Consider the following 18,387-nt stretch of genomic DNA (forward strand, 5'->3'; position numbering starts at 1 on the left):
GGTTGAGCCCGGCCGCCGACAGCGACCGGGCCCGGAACCGTATGCGGGGAAACCTCAGTCGAGGGCGCCCTTGATCTTGTTGACGACGTTGGCCATGCCCTGGGCGTGGGCGCCGGCGCCGGTGCCGGGCTTGCCCTTGCCCATGGAGCCGTCGTAGGTCACGAACAGCTTGGGGTCGGGGGCGGGGCCGAGCGGCCGGTCGTCGGTGAGCGGCTGGGCGTCGGCGACGTAGACGATCTCGTCCTTGCCGTTCAGCGCCGGGCCCTGGGCCCAGCGGCCCTCGCCCGCGGTGCTCTCCGGGTCGAAGCTGTAGAAGGTGTGGTTGGCCTCGGGGTGCTCGTGCTCGCCGTTGGAGTTCTCGATGCCGTTCTCGGTGAAGCCGTCGGCGATGAGCTGCTCGATGCCGAGCAGCCACTGCTGCTGGTGGTAGGTGTCGCGGGCCAGGTTGAACTGCAGCATGTCCTTGACGCCACGGTCGTCGGTCATGTTGTAGATGCGGCTGGTCTGCAGGCGGCTCTGCGCCTCGGCGGACACGTTGGAGCGGAAGTCGGCGAGCAGGTTGCCGCTGGCCACGATGTAGCCGGCGTTCCACGGCACGCCCTGGCTGTTGGTCGGCATCGCGCCGCCGCCGGTGACGATGGCGTGCTGGAAGTTCATGCCGCCCAGCACGGCGGCGAGCAGCGGGTTGGCCGCCGCGGCCTTCTCGGTGGCCTCGTTGGGGGCGCCCTCGAGCAGGCGGGCCATCATGGTCACGAGCATCTCGACGTGACCGATCTCCTCGGTCGCGATGTCCATGATCATGTCTTTGTACTTGCCGGGCACCCGGCACGACCAGCCCTGCCACAGGTACTGCATCATCACGGTCATCTCGCCGAACTGGCCACCGACCAGCTCCTGCATCTTCGCGGCGAAGAGCGCGTCCGGCTTCTCCGGCTTGGCCTGGAACTGCAGGTAGTCCACGTGCTTGAACATGGCTCACTTGCTCCTCTCGATGGGGTGGCTCGCCGCAGTGATTGCCCCGGGCGCGGGCCCCGCGGGGCCGTCGGTGGCCCGCAAGGTCCACAGACCCTGGGCACTCCCGGCGGCATGGTGGTTCTCGATTTGGCTGCACCCCTCAAGAAGCGGGTGGTGCGCGCGGCGCCGTGGTTCGGCCCGGCGTTCGTCGCCGCGATCGCGTACGCCGACCCCGGAAACTTCGCGACGAACTTCACCGGCGGCTCGACCTTCGGCTACCAGCTCGTGTGGGTGATCGTCGCGGCGAACGTCATGGCGATGCTGATCCAGTCGTTGTCCGCCAAGCTCGGCCTGGTCACCGGCCGTAACCTGCCGGAGTGGTGCCGCGAGCGGTTCCCGAAGCCGGTGAACGCCGGCCTGTGGGTGCAGGCCGAGCTGGTCGCCATGGCCACCGACCTCGCCGAGATCATCGGTGGCGCCCTGGCGCTGTACCTGCTGTTCGGCATCCCGCTGCCGATCGGCGGCCTGATCACCTGCATCGTGGCGTTCGCGCTGCTCGGACTGCACCGCCGCGGCGCGCGCCGGTTCGAGGCCGCGATCGGCGGGCTGCTCGGCGTGATCCTGCTGGGCTTCCTCTACAACGGACTGCGCTCGGGCACCGACGCGGGCGCGCTGGCCGGCGGCGTGGTGCCCACGTTCTCCGGCGCGGAGAGCATGGTGCTGGCGGCCGGCATCCTCGGCGCGACCGTGATGCCGCACGTCATCTATCTGCACTCGGCGCTGACCACCTCGCGCTCCACCGCCGACCCGCAGCGGCTGGCCACCGCGCTGCGCTACCAGCGCGCCGACACCCTGATCGCGCTGGGCGCCGCCGGGCTGGTCAACCTCGCCATGCTGGTGATCGCGGCGCAGCTGTTCTTCGGCTCGGGCATCCTGGGCACCGACACGCTGGAGGGCATCCACCACGGGCTGGGCGTGGTCCTCGACCAGCCCGCCGCGGTGGCGTTCGCGCTGGCCCTGCTCGCGTCGGGCTTCGCGTCCTCGAGCGTCGGCACGTACGCCGGTCAGGTGGTCATGCAGGGCTTCATCGGGCGCAGCATCCCGCTGACCCTGCGCCGGCTGCTCACCATGGCGCCCGCGATGGTCGTGCTGCTGCTCGGCATCGACCCGACCCAGGCGCTGGTCTGGTCGCAGGTGATGCTGTCGTTCGGCGTGCCGTTCGCGCTGGTCCCGCTGATCTGGCTGACCCGGCGCCCGGACGTGCTGGGCAAGCACCGCAACCACCCGGTCACCACCGCGGTGGCCATCACGGTCGCCGCCCTGATCATCGCCCTCAACGTTTTCCTGGTGATCCAGACCTTCGGGTGATTGATTCGTCCGGTACGGGGGATCCGGGGCCCATGTCTCAGAGGAGCCCGGCACTGCCGGCGAGCGCGGCGGCCTCCGTGCGGCTGGAGACCCGCAGCTTGCGCAGCAGCGCCGCGGTCAGCCGCTTGACCGTCCGCTCGGAGACGTGCAGCTCGGCGGCGATCCGTACGGTCGACGCCCCGTACGCGATGAGTTTGAGCAGATGGCGCTCCTGCTCGGTGAGCGCCTCCGCGGCCGGGTGCGGCGACGGCGTGCCCACCAGCGTGGGCAGCAGCGCGGCCGGCATCACGGCCCAGCCCTCCATCGCGGCCAGCAGCGGCGGCAGCAGCACGGCGGGCTCGCTGCTCTTGGGCAGGAAGCCCACCGCCCCGGCCTGCAGCGCCGCCACGGCCGTCGCCGGGTCGTCGTCGCCGGACATGGCGAGCACCCGGGCCCGCGGCGCCGCGCCGCGGACCGCCGCGATCGTGCGGATCCCGCCCGGCTTCGGCATGTGGATGTCCACCAGGACGAGGTCGGGCACCGCGTGCCGGACCACGCTCGCGGCGTACGTCGCGTCGGACGTGGTGGCCACCACGGTCGCCCGCCCCCCGCTCACCTCGGGCAGCAGCAGCTCCAACCCGCGGAGGAACAACTCATGGTCATCGATGACCGCCACCCGAACCGTCTTGTCCATGGGCGTCGAGTGCCCCTCGGGAGCCCACTCATGCGCCTGATTCGCCCGCGGCGCTCCCCCGACCCGGGCGTGCTGCTGCTGCGCAGCGTCTGCCACGAGCTGCGACCCCCCATGGCCACGCTCACCGCGCTCGTGCGCGCCCTGGAGAGCGAGCACCCGGCGGCCCACCGCGGCGAGCTGGCGCGCCTGGCCGCCGAGCACGCGGCCCACGCGCAGGCCGTGCTCGGCCAGGCGGCGGCCGCGGTCAGCGGGCTGAACCCGGAGCCCGCCCCCGCCCACACGCTGGCGCAGATCCTGCCCGGGGTGGCCGCGGCCGCCGGCGACGGGCGGCTGTCCGTCCAGATCGGCCGGACGGCGGCACGCTGGCCGCTGCACGCGCAGCACACCCGGCAGATCCTCATCAACCTGATCGGCAACGCCGCGCGGCACTCCGCCGGCCCGGTGCGGCTGGTCGCGCGCCGCCGCGGCCGCCGGCTGCGGCTGAGCGTGCTCGACCCCGGGCAGCCCACGCCGGAGCTGTTCACCGCGCTGCGCCGCCGCACCCCGCCGGCCACCGACCGCGGCCTGGGCCTGTGGGTGGTGCGCCAGCTCGTGGCCGCCCGCGGCGGCGCGATCCGCGCCCGCGCGCTGTCGCCGGCCGGGCTGGCCGTCGAGGTGGACCTGCCCCGCCACCGCGACTGACCCCCGGGGGCCACCGATGGCCCCGCCGGACCGTCACCGGAGGGAACCCCCCAGCCATGATGTACCGCTCCCTGATCCTGGTCTGCTGGCTCGCCGTCCTGCTGATCCGCGGGGACCACGGGCCGCTCACCGCCGTGCTGGCGCTGGCGCTGGCCGCGGTGTGGACGGTCGCGCTGCTGCGCGACAAGCGCCTGAGATTGACGAGTTTGGAAACGCGCGGCGCCGGTATCCGTTGATCCATGAGACCAACCCCCCGAGCCGCCCTCCTGGGGGCGGCGGCCGTCGCAGGTGGCGCCGCGGCGTTCCGGCTCGCCCGGCGGCGCAGCAGCACGCCCGCCGGCGCAGGCCGATGGCATTCCGTGACCGTGTTCCGCTCGCCGGCCGAGGTCGCCGAGCACCTCCCCGACGACCTGCGCGACCTCGAGGTCCAGCTGACCCCCGCGCCGCAGGACCGGGGCACCGAGGTGCACGCCCGCGCGGCGGCCGGCGAGGTGCCCGACGCCGAGGTGCAGCGGATCCTGCGCGAGACCCGGTCGCTGCTCGAGGTCGGCGAGGTGCTGCGGCCCGGCGGCCCCACCACGACCCCGACGCCGCTCAACGCCTCGCTGCGCGCGATCACCCGGCGTACCCGTACGGGAGGTCTGCTGTGAAGGCGCTGCAGTGGCAGGGCGTCAACAAGCTGGCGGTCGGCGAGGTGCCCGACCCCGAGATCCGCAACGCCGGCGACGTCATCGTGAAGGTCAACCGCACCGTCACCTGCGGCTCCGACCTGCACCTGCTGGGCGGCTACATCCCGTTCATGGAGAAGGGCGACGTGCTCGGGCACGAGTTCGTCGGCGAGGTCGTCGAGGTGGGCGCGGACGTGCAGCGGCACCGGCGCGGCGACCGGGTCGTGGTGTCGTCGTTCATCGCGTGCGGCAAGTGTTACTTCTGCTCGCAGCAGCTGTTCTCACTGTGCGACAACGGCAACACCAACCCGGCCATCACCGAGACGCTGTGGGGCCAGGCGCCCGGCGGCTGCTTCGGCTACTCGCACGCGATGGGCGGCAACCCCGGCAGCCACGCCGAGTACATCCGGGTGCCGTTCGCCGACGTGGGCGCGTTCACCGTGCCCGACGAGGTCACCGACGAGCGGGCGCTGTTCGCCTCGGACTCGGCGTCGACCGGCTGGATGGGCGCCGACCTGGGCGGGGTGAAGCCGGGCGACGTGGTCGCGGTCTGGGGCGCGGGCGCGGTCGGCCAGATGGCGGCGCGTGCCGCGGTGCTGCTCGGCGCGGACCGGGTGATCGTCATCGACCGGTACGACAACCGGCTGAGCCAGGCCGGCAAGCACGCCGGCGCCGAGACCCTCAACTACGAGCGTACGGACGTCGCGCTGGAGCTGCGGGAACGCAGCGGCGGCCGGGGCCCGGACGTGTGCATCGAGGCGGTCGGCATGGAGGCGCACACGCCCGGCCCGCAGAACGTCTACGACCAGGTCAAGCAGCAGCTGCGGCTGCAGACCGACCGGCCCTCGGCCGTCCGCGACGCCATTCACGCCTGCCGCAAGGGCGGGTCGGTCTTCGTGCTCGGCGTCTACGCGGGCTTCATCGACAAGTTCCCGCTCGGCGCGCTGATGAACAAGGGCCTGACCGTCCGCGGCGCGCAGATGCACGGGCAGCGCTACATCCCGATGCTGCTGCAGCGGATGGCCAAGGGCGAGCTGACCCCCGAGTACCTCGCCACCCACACGATGCCGCTCGACGAGGCGCCCGAGGGCTACCGGATGTTCAAGGAGAAGGAGGACGGCTGCGTGCGGGCCGTCTTCACGCCCTGAGCCTCCCGCCCCCGGGCCCGGTCGCCCGGGGGCGCCGGCCCGCGCCTACCAGATGTCGCCGTCCGGCCGGATCACGACCTCGTTGACGACCGCGCGGGCCGGCCGGGAGACGACGAAGGCGATCGTCTCGGCGACGTCACGGGCCTCGAGCAGCGTCGCGTCCGCCCACGCCTCGCGGTTGGCGGCCAGCACCTCGGGCCGGATGTGACCGAACAGCTCGGTGGCGACCGGACCGGGCTCGACGAGCGAGACCCGCACGTGCCGGGCGGCGAGCTCGCGGCGCAACGCCTCGCTGAACGCCCCCACGCCGTGCTTGGTCATGCTGTAGACGGCCGAGCCCTCGCGCGGGTAACGCCCCGCCACCGAGCTGACGTTGACGATGTCGGCGGTGCCGCGCGCTCCCCCGGCCGCGGCGAGCAGGTGCGGCAGGGCCGCGTGCGTCACGGACAGCAGGCCCTGCAGGTTGACGGCGATCATCCGGTCCCATTCCTCGACCGGCGCGCCCTCGACCGGCCCGAGCAGCATGAGCCCGGCGTTGTTGACGAGGATGTCCAGCCCGCCGAACGCGGCGACCGTCTGCTCGACGGCGCCGGCGGCCTGCGCCCGGTCGGTGAGGTCGGCCTCGATGACCAGCGCCGTGCCGCCGGCGGCCCGGATGCGCCCGGCGGTCTCCTCGAGCCGGTCCTTGCGCCGCGCCGCGAGCGCGACGGTGACGCCCTGCTCGGCCAGGAGGACGGCGGTGGCTGCGCCGATGCCGCTGCCGGCGCCGGTGACGAGGGCGGTCATGGTTTTGCTTCGGTTGTTCATGGCGCTCAGCGTGACATGGCCGTACGGCTTACGACAATGTCGCACAACGCACTTGAATGGCTATTGGACATGTCGGTGGGCGTCGTCTACGCTGGCCCGCGTGACGAGCGACGAAGCAGGGGGGACGCGGCGCCTCGGGCTGCCGCCGGCGCCCGGGGGCCTGTGCGTGGTGCAGGACCTGCTGAACACGGCCGCCATCGCGTACGCGGACGTGCCGGACCTGCTCGACGACGAGGCCCCGGCGCGGCTGTGGCTCGCGACGGCGCTGCAGACCTGGGCCGCGCAGACCGGTCAGCCGGCTCCCGAGCTGTCCGTCGCCCGGCGCGACCTGGTTCCGCTGCGAGCGCTGCGCGGGCGCCTGCGCGACTGGCTGGCCAAGGGTCTCGAGGACGACGAGCCGCGCCCGGTGCGCCTCGGGCTGTCGCTCGCGGAATCGGGGGTGGGCTACCGGCCCGACGACCTCGCGTCGCTGGTGCACGTCGAGGTGCTGCTGGCCTCGCGCACCGGAACGCTGGCACGCCTCAAGACCTGTCAGAACCCGGCCTGCGGCGCCGCCTTCTACGACCTGTCCCGCAACGGCACCCGCGTCTGGCACGACATGAAGACCTGCGGCAACGCGATGAACCTGCGCGCCTCGCGCGCCCGGCGGCGGGTCTAGGTGCGGCGCAGGACCGAGACGACCTTGCCGAGGATGACGGCACGGTCGCCGGGGATGTCGGCGTAGGCCGGGTTGCGGGCCTCCAGCGTGACGTGACCGCCGCGGCGGCGGTAGACCTTCACGGTGGCCTCGTCGTCGATCATGGCGGCCACGATGTCGCCGTTGTAGGCCTCGTGCTGCTTCTTCACCACGACGAGGTCGCCGTCGCAGATGGCGGCGTCGACCATGGAGTCGCCGCGCACGCGCAGCCCGAACAGGGTGCCGCGGCCCACCAGGTCGCGCGGCAGCGGCAGCACCTCGTCGGAGGTCTGCTCGGCCAGGATCGGCGCGCCGGCCGCGATGTCGCCGAGCACCGGCACGCCGACGGTCGGCTCCCCGGCGCGGCGCGGCTCGCCGGGGTGCAGGAACATGCGTACGTCGATGGGCCGGGTCGCCGAGCGTCCCCGGCGCAGGAAGCCGAGGTCCTCCAGCGCGCGCAGGTGCCGCCCGACCGTCGAGGGGGACGCGAGCCCGACCTCGTCGGCGATCTCGCGGGTGGACGGCGAGTAGCCGTGGCGCACGGCCCAGTCGTGGATGACGGTGAGGATCCGGCGTTGCCGCTCGGTCAGCGTCGACGTGTCGTAGTAGTCCTCGTCCGCCAGCACTCAGTGATCCTGCCCCGCGCGGCCCAGCTCGGCAATCAGGCGCGCCGCCGCCTCGAGCAGCTCGGCGAGGTCGCGGGTGGCCGACGGCAGGGTCACGTACACGTGCTCGACCCCCACCTCGGCGAGCGCCGCGACGTCGTCCGCCACGCGCGTCAGATCGGCGGGACCGGCGACGCCGACCTGGGAGAAACCCCGCAGGGCGTACGGGTCCCGGCCGTGCGCGGCCGCCATCTCGCGCAGCCGGGTCAGGGTCCGCCCCACCTCGGCCGGCGGCAACCCGGTGGGCAGCCAGCCGTCCGCGCGCCGGGCGACGCGCCGCAGCGCCGGCTCGCCGAACCCGCCGAGCAGCACCGGGATGCGCCGGGCGGGCTTGGGGTTGATGCGCGCCGGCGCGATCCGGTAGCGCCCGTTGTCGTACGCCACCGGGTCCGGCCCCCACACCGCGGCGGCCACGTCGAGGAACTCGTCGAGCGCGGCGCCCCGCTCCCCGATCGGCCGAGGCGCGGTGGCCTCGAACTCGTCGATCGACCAGCCGGCGCCCAGCCCGGCGATCAGGCGCCCGCCGCTGGCCACGTCGAGGGCGGCGAGCATGCGGGCCAGCCGCACCGGCAGGTGCAGCGGCGCCACCAGCACGCCCGTGCCCAGCTCGACGCGCTCGGTCACGGCGGCCGCCAGCGTCAGCGTGACCAGCGGGTCGGTCGTGTGCGCGTACCGCTCCGGCCAGGGCACGCCGGGCATCCCGTACAGGCCGTGGGACCCGCTCTGGTCCTGCGGCGTCAGCACCCGGTCGTACGCCCACAGGCTGTCGTAGCCGAGCCGCTCGGCCTCGCGGGCGAACGTCGTCACGTCGGACGCGAGATCGTACGCGGTGGTCTGCGGCAGATTGATCCCGATCTTCACCGGGCACAGGCTACCGAGGGCGGGAGGCGTCGGCGACCAGCGCCGCGGCGACGTCGCGCAGCTTGCGGTTGGCGTCCTGCGACAGGCGGCTGAGCCGGGCGAACGCCTCCTTGGGCGTGCACCGGTGCTCGGCCATGAGGATGCCCTTGGCCTGCTCGATCGTCGCGCGGTGGGCCATCGCCTCGCGCATCTGCCGCGCCAGCGTGGCCGTGGAGTCGTACGACTGGGCGTTGGCCAGGGCGACCGCCGCGTAGCCGGCGAAGTTCTGCGCCACCGTGATCGCGTGGTCGTCGAAGGCGTCGTCGCGGAACGAGTACATGTTCAGCGCGCCGGTGACCGCCTCCTGCACCGGCAGGCCCACCGACAGCAGGCTGCGCACGCCCGCCTCGGTGGCCCGGGCGATGTAGCGGGGCCACCGGTCCTCCCGGGTCGTGTGGCGCACCAGCACGGTCATCGTCGACGCGGACGCCTCGAGGCAGGGGCCGCCCTCGTTCTCGTACTGCCAGTCGTCGAGCTCCCGCGCGCGCGGGCTGGTGTAGGCGGCGGTACGGGCCCCCACCGGGCCGACCAGCGTGACCGAGGCATCGTCCACGTTGCCGATCGTGGCCCGGGCGAAGTGCGCCACCCTGGTCAGCACGTCGTCGAGCGAGACCTCGCTGAGCCGGATGCGCCCCAGCTCGGCGAACGCCTCGTGCGGGCCGGCCGGACCCGTCGTGCTCATCTGCCTGTCCTTCCGCCGCCGCCGCCGCCGCGGCCGCTCACAGTCGCGGACGTGGTGGCCGGCCCGGTCTCAGCAGCTGCCGTCGAACTGGGCGCGCAGCTTACCCAGCGCCTGGCTCAGCACACGCGAGACGTGCATCTGCGAGATGCCGGTCCGCTCCGCGATCCGCGACTGCGTCAAGTTGCCGTAGAAGCGCAGCGCGATGATGTGCCGTTCGCGCTCGCTCAGGCAGGCCATGGCCGGCGGCAGCGCCACCGCGAACTCGGCCAGCTCGAAGTTGCGGTCCTCGGCGCCCAGCGTGTCGCCGAGCGACATGTCCTCGGCGTCGCCCACGGGGGCGCTCAGCGACGCGGGGCGATAGGCGTGCCCGGCCTCGAGCGCCTCGAGGATCTCCTCCTCGCCGACGCCCAGGTGCGCGGCCATGTCGGCGACCGTGGGCGCCCGGTTGAGCTTGTGGCCCAGGTCGGCGCGCGCCTCGTTGATCGCCAGGCGCAGCTCCTGCAGGCGGCGCGGGATGCGCAGCGTCCAGGTGCGGTCACGGAAGTAGCGCTTGATCTCGCCCAGCACGGTCGGGATCGCGTAGCTGACGAAGTCGCTGCCGCGGCCGGGGTCGTACCCGTCGATAGCCTTGATCAGGCCGATCGTGGCCGTCTGGTAGAGGTCGTCGAACTGCTCGCCGCGGTTGGCGTAGCGGCGGGTGAGCCGCGCGGCCATCGGCAGCCAGGCCTCGATCGCCCGCTCGCGCAGGGCGGCCCGGTCGGGGTGGGCTGCGGGCAGGGCGGCCATCGCGTCGACCAGTTCGGCGGCCCGGATGTCCGCTTCGGTGGCCTCTGTCCTGCGCCGGTCGGCTTCTCGGGTGATGGTGGCCACGATGTCTCCTCGTCACGTCGCGTCGGTTGGTCGCCGCGGCGTGCGATCGGGCGTGATCGCGGAGCACACCAGGGTCAGGGCGCACCGAACCACGACGCTGTCAACCGCACGTCGAGCTCGGCACCTTCTTGACCGATGACCGGACGCTACCCGAAGGTCCAGTGCGTTGCCAACCAAAAGGATGAGTTGTCGCCGGTTGTTCAGCCGGACCGGCGAGCGACGTCGGCGATCAGCGCCGCGGCGACGTCGCGCACCTTGTGGTTGGTGTCCTGCGACGCGCGGGTCAGGTAGGCGAACGCCTCGTCGGGTGTGCACCGCCGCTGCGCCATGATCACCCCCTTGGCCTGTTCGATCACGGCGCGGCTGTGCATGGCCGCCTGAAGCTGCGCGGCCAGCGTCGCGGCGCTGTAGAACTGGTGGGCGTTGGCGATCGCGACGGCCGCATGCCGGGCGAAGGCCTCCGCCCGTACGGCGTGGTCGCCGGTGAGGGCGCCGGGCTCGCGCCCGTAGATGTTGAGCGCGCCGCCGAGCCCCGCGCTGATCGGCATGCCGACGGAGAGCACGCTGCCCGCCCCGGCGGCCGCGGCGCGCGGCGCCCACTGCCCCCAGCGCCTGTCGGTGCGGGTGTCGGGCGCGGAGACGGTCGACGCGGCGGCGGCGGCCTGCAGGCAGGGGCCGCGCTGGTGCTCGTACTGCAGCAGGTCGAGCAGGAGGGCCAGGTCACCGGTGGAGGCCGCGGTGTACGCGCCGGCGTCGGCCACCAGCGTGATGGAGACCTCGTCGGCGCCGGGGACAGCCTCGCGGGCGAGGGTGGCCACCCGGTCGAGGAAGCCGTCGAGCGTCGTGTCCTCGAACCGGATGTGCGCGAGCGGAGCGGAGGCACTCTGGTCGTGCGTCATGGATGTCGAACAGTCCTTGCAGCGGTGCGGGCCGCGGAACGGCCGGATGGGCGGGAAAGACACCAGGGAACCCTGAATGCCGTTTTTCCGCGCCGCTGCTTGACGCCGGAGGGCAGGCCTTCGACGAGGCCGACCGCAGAGAACGATATTACCCACCGGAGCCGGACGGTGGCACACGCGGTCCGGCTGCGTCAGTCGTCGCTGTACTTCTTGACCGTCGCGGTGATCACCGATCCGGCGGCGGCCCGCGAGCCCGCCTTGAGGTCCTGGGCCAGCACGACCCAGTTCGCGTCGATGACCGGCAGCCGGTGCGCGCCGGTGGCGTCGATCGCGGGGGCCACGACGAGTCCGGCTGCCCGCCAGCGGTCCTGCGCGGACTGGTAGTCGAGGCCGACGCCGTCGGGAACCTTGAGGGTCGTCGGCTTCTTCACGGCCGGCCGGGTGGTGGGAGCCTTCGCGGGCGTCTTCGCGGGCGCCGCGGTGACCACGGCGGTGGCTTGCGGCGCGGTGGTCGCCTGGGTGGCCACGGCGGTCGGACTGGTCGCGGTGGTCGGGCTGGTCGCGGCTGCCGCCGCACTCCGGGCCTGGGCGACGCCTTGGGCGTAGCCGTCCGCGAAGCTGCCGTCGTCGTCGCCGTCGCCGCCGGAGATTGCCGCCACCGCGACGCCGCCGAGGCAGAGCAGGACGGCCGCGCCCACGCTGCCGAGGATGACCGGCAGGCGCTTCTTTTTCGCCGGGGGCTGCGGGTAGGGCTGGTAGGACACGAACACTCCTGGTGACGGACGGACGGAACCGCCGTCCATCTTCGGCCGGCGACGCGCCGCCTTGAGTGATCGACTCGGGCGATGACGGCCGATCGACGATGAGATCCGCCCACCCGGACCGATCGCAGCAGGCCGATCGGGTCAGGCCGCAGGACCGCAGGCGCCAGGAGTTACTGAAGGAGCTCCGGTACTTGATCAGCCCGCCGGGTCGGCGGCGCGGTGCGGGTGGGCGGCAGCACCGTCGCCGGAGACGTCGTCCGGTCGGCGGCGGTGGACCACTGCCAGGCCGCCGCGGGCCGGGGCGACCGCTATGCCGCGGTTGTGGGAGCGCTCCGGCGGGGCGGTGGTGGGCTCGAAGGCGAAGTCGCGCAGCATGGTGCGCAGCACGACGCGCATCTCGAGCGCGGCGAACGCGGCGCCGATGCAGCGGCGCACGCCGCCGCCGAAGGGAATCCAGCCGTACGTCTCGGCGCGCGCGCCGGCGAAGCGGTCCGGGTCGAAGCGGCCGGGGTCGGGGAACAGCGTGGCGTCGTGGTGCAGTAGGGCGATGCTCGCGGTGACGACCGTGCCGCGCGGCAGCGTCCAGCGGCCCAGGCGCATCGCCTCGGCGCGGACCTGCCGGGAGGTCAGCTCGATCACCGGCCGTACCCGCTGGACCTCCATCAGCGCCGCGTCGAGGGTGGCGTCGTCCGCGCCGGCGAGGCGCTCGAGCACGGCGGGGTGGCGGCGCAGCCGCTCGACGGCCCAGGCCAGCGTGGTGGCGGTGGTCTCGTGCCCGGCGGTGAGCAGCGTGAGCAGCTGGTCGGCGATCTGGTCGCGGCGCATCGCCGAGCCGTCGTCGTAGCGGGACTGCACGAGCATGGCGAGCACGTCGTCGCGCTCGGCCAGCCGCGGGTCGGCCTGCGCGCGGTCGATGAGCAGGTCGACGATCTCGTCGTAGCGCCGCCGGTAGCGGTCGAAGCGGGCGCCCGGGCCGTGGCCGCCGAGCTCGACCCGGGCCACGGGGAGCACGGCGAGCACCGACCCCAGGCGTACGGCCTTGGGCAGCAGCGCGCGGAGCTCGTCGAGCTCCGCGCCCTCGGCCCCGAACACCGCGCGCAGAATCACGTTCAGCGTGATGCGCATCGTCGACGGCATGACCGGGAACGGCCTGCCCTCCGGCCACGAGTCCGTCTCGCGGCGCGTCTCGCTCTCGATCAGGGACTCGTACGCCCGCAGGCGGCGCCCGTGGAACGGCGGGGTCAGCAGCCTGCGCTGGCGGCGGTGCTCGTCCCCGGTGATCGCGAAGAACGAGCCGGGCCCGAGCACCGAGCCCAGGTTGGCGTCGGGGGTGTCGGCCACGTCGGGCGCGGCCTGGAACAGCTCGCGCACCTCGCCCGGGTCGGCGAGCATCACCATCCGGCCGAGGTTGAGCGACTGCACGGTGAACGCCGACCCGTACTGCCGGCGCAGCCGCCGCATCGTGCCCTGCCGGGACACCGCGAAGCTGAGGGCCTGCACCAGGCGGGGACTGCGCGGTCCGTCGGGAAGCAGCGTCATTACCTCACGGTAACCTCGCGACCCCCATCAAGCGAAGCTCGTCGTTGCCAAGGCGGCCGCCACCAGCAGTCCGAGGCCGTTGGTGGCCCAGTGCAGGGCCGCGGCCGCCAGCAGGCTCCCGCTGCGGCGGCGCAGCTCGCACAGCAGCAGACCGGCCACGGCGGTGAAGGCGACCGCGCCCGCCACGGCCAGCACACGCCCGGCGGCGCCCGACCCGAAGGCGGCCCCGACGGCCTGGTTGGCGCTGTTGAGGCGCAGCGACGGCAGGATGTGCCAGAGACCGAACAGCACCGACGAGGTGATGCTGGCCCAGACCGCGCCGCGGTGCCGGTTGACCAGGCCCAGCAGCACGCCGCGGAACGCGATCTCCTCGAGCAGCACGGTGCCCAGCGGCACGACGATGAACGCGGTCAGCAGCGCGGCGCCGGGATGCAGGTGGTAGCGGACGTCGTGGAAGGCGGGGCGGGTCAACGGCAGCGCCACGCCGATCGCGTAGACGACGGCCACGGCGAGGATGGCGCCGACCGCGTATTTCAGCCCGGGTATCAGCGTGCGGCGGGAGAGCCCGAGGTCGTGCCAGGTCAGGCCGGCGCGGCGGGCGATCAGCACCAGCAGCAGCGCGATGGTCGGGCCGACGATCAGGCCGGTGTGGTGCGGGCCGAACTTGTCGGCGACGTTGACCGCGGCGAGGATCAGGACGACGGCGCCGAGGAGGAGGATCAACCTGCGCCGGGAGGGAGGAGACTGCGGGAGAACTGAAGGCATGACCGTACGAAGGGTACCCGCCGGGCGAGTCTCAAACCTCGGCGTGGAACTCCTCGAGGCCGAGCACCCGCAGCAGCTCCAGACGCTCGCGGGCCTCGTCGTCGGCCGGCGTCAGCACCAGCAGCAGCTGCCGCTGGTCGGGCGTCATCAGGGTCTCGCAGTCCATCAGCAGGCGGCCCACCCGCGGGTTCACCACGACCTTGCGGTCGAAGCGGCGCACCGCGACCTCGTGCTCGGCCCACAGCCCCCGGAACTCCTCGCTCGCCTCGAGCAGCGCGGCGACCAGCCGGGCGACCGCCGGGTCGCCGTGGCGGCGGCCGGCCACCGCGCGCAGGTCGGCCACGATCACCCGGGCGTGCCGCTGTTCGTCCTCGGCGGGATAGACCATCCGGCTCTCCGGCTCGGTGAACCAGCGGTACGCGTGGTAGCGGCGCAGCCCCTGGAACCCGCTCAGGTCGCCGGTCAGCAGCAGCGAGCCGCGGTTCTGCGCCAGCGTCTCGCCGAGGTCGGACATGACCAGCGCCGGCGTGTCGCCGAGCAGGTCGAGCATGCGCAGCAGGCCCGCGCGGGCGTGCCGGGCCGTGCCGTCGGCCGGCGGCGGCTGGTGGCCGGCCAGGTGGAACAGGTGGTCGCGCTCGTCGTCGGACAGCCGCAGGGCCCGGGCCAGCGCGCCCAGCAGCTGGGTGGAGGGCTGGCTGCTGCGGCCCTGCTCGAGCCGGACGACGTAGTCGACCGACATGCCCGCGATCATCGCCACCTCCTCGCGGCGCAGCCCCGCGGTGCGGCGGCGGGGACCCTCGGCGAGCCCCACCTCGGCCGGGCGGATCGCCTCGCGGCGGCGGCGCAGGAAGTCGGCGAGTTCGTCACGCTGCATGCCCTCCATGCTCCCCCGCCGGCGGCCCCGCCAGCCAGGGAGCCGCGCTCCCACGATGAGCGCTCCGCTGCCGGGTGTGCCGCCGGAGGCGCAGGGTAGGTGGCAGGACCTCGACGAAGGAGCAAGCGATGCAGACAGTCACCCTCGGCGCCACCGGCCCCGCCGTCAGCAGGCTGGGCCTGGGTGCGATGGGCATGTCGAACGGCGTCTACGGCAACCCCGACCGGCGGGAGAGCATCGCCACCGTGCACGCCGCACTGGAGGCGGGCGTCACGCTGATCGACACCGGCGACTTCTACGGCATGGGCCACAACGAGCTGCTGCTGGCCGAGGCGCTGCGCGGCCGGCCCCGGGACAGCTACGTGCTGAGCGTGAAGTTCGGCGCGCTGCGCGGCCCGGACAACTCGTGGGGCGGCAACGACGGGCGTCCCGAGGCGGTCAGGAACTTCCTGGCGTACTCGCTGAACCGGCTCGGCACCGACCACATCGACATCTACCGCCCCGCCCGGCTCGACCCGGCGGTGCCGATCGAGGACACCGTGGGCGCGATCAAGGAGATGATCGACGCCGGCTTCGTGCGCCACGTCGGGCTCTCGGAGGTCGACGCCGCCACGATCCGGCGGGCGCACGCCGTGCACCCGATCACCGACCTGCAGATCGAGTACTCGCTGATCTCCCGTGGCGTCGAGGCGGAGATCCTGCCCACGCTGCGCGAGCTGGGCATCGGCCTCACCGCGTACGGGGTGCTCGCCCGCGGCCTGATCTCGGGCCACTGGAACGCCGGCCGGGACACCGCGCCGGGCGACTTCCGCGGCATGACCCCGCGCTTCTCCGGCGAGAACCTCGACCACAACCTGGGGCTGGTCGAGGCGCTGCGCCGGGTCGCGGACGCGAAGGGCTGCTCGGTGGCCCAGCTGGTGATCGCCTGGGTGGCCGCGCAGGGCGACGACATCGTGCCGCTGGTCGGCGCCCGTACCCGGGAGCGCCTGGCCGAGGCCCTGCCCGCGCTCGACCTCACCCTGTCGCCCGACGACCTGGCCGAGATCGAGAAGGCGGTGCCGCTCGGCGCGGCCCGCGGCGACCGCTACCCGAGCGCGATGATGCAGCACCTGGGCACGGGCAACTAGCCCCGGCGCCGGTCGGCCGCCGCGTAGGAGACGGCGGCGGTCAGGGCCGAGACGGCCAGGACCGAGGGCCAGCTGCCGATGCGCTTGGCCAGCGGGTGGGAGAGGGCGAAGGCGCCGACGTACGTCGTCACGAGCGCGGCGGTGACCGCCGGGCTCGTGACCCGGGCCCACTCGCGGCCGGCCAGCACGCCGCCCGCCGCCAGGACGGCGCCGCCCAGCGGGCGGATGCCGGTGCGGCGGGCGACCTGCCAGCCGCCGATGAGGGAACCTGCCGTGATCGCCGCAGTGGGAACGCGCATCACCCCAGCCTAGCCACGGCCCGGCCGCACCTCGTTCGCAACCCGGCTCCCCGTCAACCCGGGGCCGCCGCGTCCCATTCTCGCTGTCGACGGGTGAGGTCCACCCGCCGCGACGACGGACGGGAGGCCCGGGTGACGCTGCCGCGTGTGCCTCGCGCTGTGCCGGTCATCCTGGCGGTGCTGCTCGCCGCGCTGTCCGGCTACGCCGTGGTGGCCAACTGGCAGCAGGCGCTGCGGGTGCGCGACCTGGCGGCCACGGCCACCAACACGGACGCGTACCGCACGGCGACGTACGAGGTGACCGCCGAGCTGGTGATGCTGCAGGCCGCGATGCTGGAGCCCGGCGGCGAGGAACGCGACCGGCTGCTGGACGCGAACCGTCGCGCGGACGAGGCGATGGCGCACATGGCCGCCCTCGACGTGGAGCACGGGGGCGACGCCGCCGGGCTGGCCGCGCGGCACCGTGCGCTGCGTACGGTGATCGCCGGTTTCGTGGCGCAGCTCGACCGCGGCGACCTGCCGGGCGCGACGGTGGTCGTCGAGGACGTGCTCGAGCCGGAGTTCGCGGCGCTGACGAAGCTGCTGGTCGCCGAGCGGGACCACCACCTCGCCGACTACCGGCGCGAGCAGGCCCGGGCGGTCGAGGACTCCCGGACGTCGGTGGGCACCGTCCTGATCGTCTTCCTGCTCGGCCTGGTCGTGCTCACGGGCTTCGGCGTGTCCCGCCGTGCCCACCGGCGCCAGGTCGAGGCGCTGGCCGACACCGACCCGCTGACCGGTCTGCTCAACCGCACCGCGTTCACCACCCGGGCGCAGCAGGCGCTCGCCGGCGAGCCCACCGTGCTGGTGGTCAACGTCGACGGCTTCCGCGACGTCAACGAGCAGCTCGGGCACCGCATCGGCGACCTGCTGCTGGTCGAGGCCGGCCGGCGGCTCGGCGCGCTGGTCCGCGAGGCCGACGCGGTGGCGCGCATCGGCGGCGACGAGTTCGCCGTGCTGCTGCGCGACGACGATCCGCGGCTCGGCGAGACCGTCGGGGCCCGGCTGCTCGAGGCGTTCGACCAGTCGTTCGTGCTCGACGAGGTGACCGTCGACCTGGAGGTCAGCATCGGCGCTGCCACGGCCGGCGCCGGCGAGGACGTCGTCACCCTGCTGCGGCACGCCGACGCCGCGATGCACGAGGCCAAGCAGCAGCGCACCGGCTTCTCCCGCTTCCGCTGCGAGAACCGGCAGGACGCCGCCGCGCGGCTGTCGCTGCTCGGCGACCTGCGCCGGGCCCTGGACGACCCGGAGCAGCTCACGCTGCACTACCAGCCCAAGGTCGCCGTCGCGACCGGCGAGCTGGTCGGCGTCGAGGCGCTCGCGCGCTGGCACCACCCGGCGCGCGGGCCGATCTCGCCGGCCGACTTCATCCCGGTGCTCGAGGTCACCAACCTCATGCACCGGTTCACCGAGCAGGTGCTGTCGACGGCGCTGCGGCAGGCACGGACCTGGCTGGACGCCGGGCACCGGGTGCCGATCGCGGTGAACGTCTCGACCCGCAGCCTGCTCGACCCGGACTTCCCCGGCCGGGTGGCCGCGCTGCTCGCCGAGGCGGGCGTGCCGGGCGACCTGCTGTCGATCGAGGTGACCGAGTACGCGCTGATGAGCGACCCGGACACCGCGATCGAGGCGCTGCACCGCCTGCGCGCGGCCGGCGTGAAGGCGTCCATCGACGACTACGGCACCGGCTACTCGTCGATGACCTACCTCAAGGTGCTGCCGATCGCCGAGCTGAAGATCGACCGGTCGTTCGTGATGGACATCGCCGCGAGCTCGAGCAGCCGCGCGCTGGTCGCCTCGACCGTCGAGCTGGGCCACCGGCTCGGCCTGACCGTGGTGGCCGAGGGCGTCGAGGACGAGGCCGCCGTCGCGGCGCTGCGGGAGATCGGCTGCGACACCGCGCAGGGCTACCACTTCGCCAAGCCGCTGCCGGCCGAAGCCCTGACCGCGCGCTTGCGGGAGAGCGTGCAGCCGGCCTGACCGCGG

General features: G+C 73.7%; 21 protein-coding genes. 8 read left to right on the forward strand and 13 right to left on the reverse strand.

Annotated elements, in window-relative coordinates:
* Nucleotides 1–54: 54 nt before the first annotated feature.
* Nucleotides 55–972 carry a manganese catalase family protein gene (locus ACSNN8_RS34375; protein ID WP_436654336.1) on the reverse strand — a complete coding sequence of 306 codons (918 nt, stop codon included), beginning with the start codon at nt 970–972 and terminating at the stop codon, nt 55–57.
* 114 nt (nt 973–1,086) lie between these two features.
* On the opposite strand from ACSNN8_RS34375, the gene ACSNN8_RS34380 reads away from it, so the two are divergent.
* Complete coding sequence (locus ACSNN8_RS34380) at nt 1,087–2,322, forward strand: Nramp family divalent metal transporter (protein WP_436654337.1); 1,236 nt, start codon at nt 1,087–1,089, stop codon at nt 2,320–2,322.
* A gap of 37 nt (nt 2,323–2,359) precedes the next feature.
* Here the strand turns inward: ACSNN8_RS34380 and ACSNN8_RS34385 are convergent, their stop codons facing one another.
* Nucleotides 2,360–2,995: a response regulator gene (locus ACSNN8_RS34385; protein ID WP_436654338.1), complete on the reverse strand. Its 636-nt coding sequence runs from the start codon at nt 2,993–2,995 to the stop codon at nt 2,360–2,362.
* A 30-nt stretch (nt 2,996–3,025) separates the two neighbouring features.
* Between ACSNN8_RS34385 and ACSNN8_RS34390 the strand changes: the two genes are divergently transcribed.
* From ACSNN8_RS34390 to ACSNN8_RS34405, 4 genes are read left to right on the forward strand one after another with little or no spacing between them, the layout of a single operon-like run.
* Nucleotides 3,026–3,676 carry an ATP-binding protein gene (locus ACSNN8_RS34390; protein ID WP_436654339.1) on the forward strand — a complete coding sequence of 217 codons (651 nt, stop codon included), beginning with the start codon at nt 3,026–3,028 and terminating at the stop codon, nt 3,674–3,676.
* 56 nt (nt 3,677–3,732) lie between these two features.
* Nucleotides 3,733–3,912, forward strand: coding sequence for a hypothetical protein (locus ACSNN8_RS34395; RefSeq protein WP_436654340.1), 180 nt, complete (start codon nt 3,733–3,735; stop codon nt 3,910–3,912).
* Between the two features lie 3 nt (nt 3,913–3,915).
* Entirely contained in the window at nt 3,916–4,326 is a 411-nt protein-coding gene (locus ACSNN8_RS34400) for a hypothetical protein (protein WP_436654341.1), read from the forward strand.
* The gene (locus ACSNN8_RS34405; protein WP_436654342.1) at nt 4,323–5,492 is read left to right on the forward strand and encodes a zinc-dependent alcohol dehydrogenase; all 1,170 of its coding nucleotides are present in this window, start codon (nt 4,323–4,325) and stop codon (nt 5,490–5,492) included. Before ACSNN8_RS34400 ends, ACSNN8_RS34405 begins: the two co-directional genes overlap by 4 nt.
* A 45-nt stretch (nt 5,493–5,537) precedes the next feature.
* Here ACSNN8_RS34405 and ACSNN8_RS34410 read toward each other — a convergent pair whose 3' ends face one another.
* A complete protein-coding gene (locus tag ACSNN8_RS34410; RefSeq protein ID WP_436654343.1) occupies nt 5,538–6,299 on the reverse strand; it encodes an SDR family oxidoreductase in 762 nt (253 codons plus the stop codon).
* A 100-nt stretch (nt 6,300–6,399) separates the two neighbouring features.
* Here ACSNN8_RS34410 and ACSNN8_RS34415 point away from each other — a divergent pair, with 100 nt between their 5' ends.
* Nucleotides 6,400–6,957, forward strand: coding sequence for a CGNR zinc finger domain-containing protein (locus ACSNN8_RS34415; protein WP_436654344.1), 558 nt, complete (start codon nt 6,400–6,402; stop codon nt 6,955–6,957).
* On the opposite strand, the gene lexA is transcribed toward ACSNN8_RS34415, so the two are convergent.
* The 9 genes from lexA to ACSNN8_RS34460 form a co-directional block, all read right to left on the reverse strand.
* A complete protein-coding gene (lexA, locus tag ACSNN8_RS34420; RefSeq protein ID WP_436654345.1) occupies nt 6,954–7,601 on the reverse strand; it encodes a transcriptional repressor LexA in 648 nt (215 codons plus the stop codon). The two genes, ACSNN8_RS34415 and lexA, sit on opposite strands and share 4 nt — an antisense overlap.
* A complete protein-coding gene (locus ACSNN8_RS34425) occupies nt 7,602–8,501 on the reverse strand; it encodes a TIGR03619 family F420-dependent LLM class oxidoreductase (protein ID WP_436654346.1) in 900 nt (299 codons plus the stop codon). It lies immediately after the preceding gene.
* 10 nt (nt 8,502–8,511) lie between these two features.
* Entirely contained in the window at nt 8,512–9,222 is a 711-nt protein-coding gene (locus ACSNN8_RS34430; RefSeq protein WP_436654347.1) for an ANTAR domain-containing protein, read from the reverse strand.
* Nucleotides 9,223–9,291: 69 nt separating this feature from the next.
* Nucleotides 9,292–10,008: a SigB/SigF/SigG family RNA polymerase sigma factor gene (locus ACSNN8_RS34435; protein WP_436655512.1), complete on the reverse strand. Its 717-nt coding sequence runs from the start codon at nt 10,006–10,008 to the stop codon at nt 9,292–9,294.
* 284 nt (nt 10,009–10,292) lie between these two features.
* Nucleotides 10,293–10,991 (reverse strand): GAF and ANTAR domain-containing protein, encoded by a 699-nt coding sequence (locus ACSNN8_RS34440; RefSeq protein ID WP_436654348.1) that lies wholly within the window; start codon nt 10,989–10,991, stop codon nt 10,293–10,295.
* Between the two features lie 191 nt (nt 10,992–11,182).
* The gene (locus ACSNN8_RS34445) at nt 11,183–11,755 is read right to left on the reverse strand and encodes a PASTA domain-containing protein (RefSeq protein ID WP_436654349.1); all 573 of its coding nucleotides are present in this window, start codon (nt 11,753–11,755) and stop codon (nt 11,183–11,185) included.
* 195 nt (nt 11,756–11,950) lie between these two features.
* A complete protein-coding gene (locus ACSNN8_RS34450) occupies nt 11,951–13,294 on the reverse strand; it encodes a cytochrome P450 (RefSeq protein ID WP_436654350.1) in 1,344 nt (447 codons plus the stop codon).
* Between the two features lie 27 nt (nt 13,295–13,321).
* Nucleotides 13,322–14,059 (reverse strand): CPBP family intramembrane glutamic endopeptidase, encoded by a 738-nt coding sequence (locus tag ACSNN8_RS34455; protein ID WP_436654351.1) that lies wholly within the window; start codon nt 14,057–14,059, stop codon nt 13,322–13,324.
* Nucleotides 14,060–14,090: 31 nt separating this feature from the next.
* Nucleotides 14,091–14,933: a helix-turn-helix transcriptional regulator gene (locus ACSNN8_RS34460; RefSeq protein ID WP_436654352.1), complete on the reverse strand. Its 843-nt coding sequence runs from the start codon at nt 14,931–14,933 to the stop codon at nt 14,091–14,093.
* 128 nt (nt 14,934–15,061) lie between these two features.
* Between ACSNN8_RS34460 and ACSNN8_RS34465 the strand changes: the two genes are divergently transcribed.
* The gene (locus tag ACSNN8_RS34465) at nt 15,062–16,060 is read left to right on the forward strand and encodes an aldo/keto reductase (protein ID WP_436654353.1); all 999 of its coding nucleotides are present in this window, start codon (nt 15,062–15,064) and stop codon (nt 16,058–16,060) included.
* Here the strand turns inward: ACSNN8_RS34465 and ACSNN8_RS34470 are convergent.
* Entirely contained in the window at nt 16,057–16,359 is a 303-nt protein-coding gene (locus ACSNN8_RS34470; RefSeq protein WP_436654354.1) for a hypothetical protein, read from the reverse strand. The two genes, ACSNN8_RS34465 and ACSNN8_RS34470, sit on opposite strands and share 4 nt — an antisense overlap.
* Before the next feature lie 147 nt (nt 16,360–16,506).
* Between ACSNN8_RS34470 and ACSNN8_RS34475 the strand changes: the two genes are divergently transcribed.
* Complete coding sequence (locus tag ACSNN8_RS34475; RefSeq protein ID WP_436654355.1) at nt 16,507–18,381, forward strand: putative bifunctional diguanylate cyclase/phosphodiesterase; 1,875 nt, start codon at nt 16,507–16,509, stop codon at nt 18,379–18,381.
* The last annotated feature ends 6 nt before the right edge of the window (nt 18,382–18,387 follow it).

The organism is Actinoplanes sp. URMC 104, assembly GCF_051386375.1.
In the GTDB taxonomy this organism is placed as follows: domain Bacteria; phylum Actinomycetota; class Actinomycetes; order Mycobacteriales; family Micromonosporaceae; genus Actinoplanes.

Coding starts and splice junctions, on each gene's coding strand:
- ACSNN8_RS34375 (WP_436654336.1), bottom strand. CDS start 972: ATGTTCAAGCACGTGGACTACCTGCAGTTCCAGGCCAAGCCGGAGAAG.
- ACSNN8_RS34380 (WP_436654337.1), top strand. CDS start 1,087: ATGGTGGTTCTCGATTTGGCTGCACCCCTCAAGAAGCGGGTGGTGCGC.
- ACSNN8_RS34385 (WP_436654338.1), bottom strand. CDS start 2,995: ATGGACAAGACGGTTCGGGTGGCGGTCATCGATGACCATGAGTTGTTC.
- ACSNN8_RS34390 (WP_436654339.1), top strand. CDS start 3,026: ATGCGCCTGATTCGCCCGCGGCGCTCCCCCGACCCGGGCGTGCTGCTG.
- ACSNN8_RS34395 (WP_436654340.1), top strand. CDS start 3,733: ATGATGTACCGCTCCCTGATCCTGGTCTGCTGGCTCGCCGTCCTGCTG.
- ACSNN8_RS34400 (WP_436654341.1), top strand. CDS start 3,916: ATGAGACCAACCCCCCGAGCCGCCCTCCTGGGGGCGGCGGCCGTCGCA.
- ACSNN8_RS34410 (WP_436654343.1), bottom strand. CDS start 6,299: ATGAACAACCGAAGCAAAACCATGACCGCCCTCGTCACCGGCGCCGGC.
- ACSNN8_RS34430 (WP_436654347.1), bottom strand. CDS start 9,222: ATGAGCACGACGGGTCCGGCCGGCCCGCACGAGGCGTTCGCCGAGCTG.
- ACSNN8_RS34435 (WP_436655512.1), bottom strand. CDS start 10,008: ATGGCCGCCCTGCCCGCAGCCCACCCCGACCGGGCCGCCCTGCGCGAG.
- ACSNN8_RS34440 (WP_436654348.1), bottom strand. CDS start 10,991: ATGACGCACGACCAGAGTGCCTCCGCTCCGCTCGCGCACATCCGGTTC.
- ACSNN8_RS34450 (WP_436654350.1), bottom strand. CDS start 13,294: ATGACGCTGCTTCCCGACGGACCGCGCAGTCCCCGCCTGGTGCAGGCC.
- ACSNN8_RS34455 (WP_436654351.1), bottom strand. CDS start 14,059: ATGCCTTCAGTTCTCCCGCAGTCTCCTCCCTCCCGGCGCAGGTTGATC.
- ACSNN8_RS34460 (WP_436654352.1), bottom strand. CDS start 14,933: ATGCAGCGTGACGAACTCGCCGACTTCCTGCGCCGCCGCCGCGAGGCG.
- ACSNN8_RS34465 (WP_436654353.1), top strand. CDS start 15,062: ATGCAGACAGTCACCCTCGGCGCCACCGGCCCCGCCGTCAGCAGGCTG.
- ACSNN8_RS34470 (WP_436654354.1), bottom strand. CDS start 16,359: ATGCGCGTTCCCACTGCGGCGATCACGGCAGGTTCCCTCATCGGCGGC.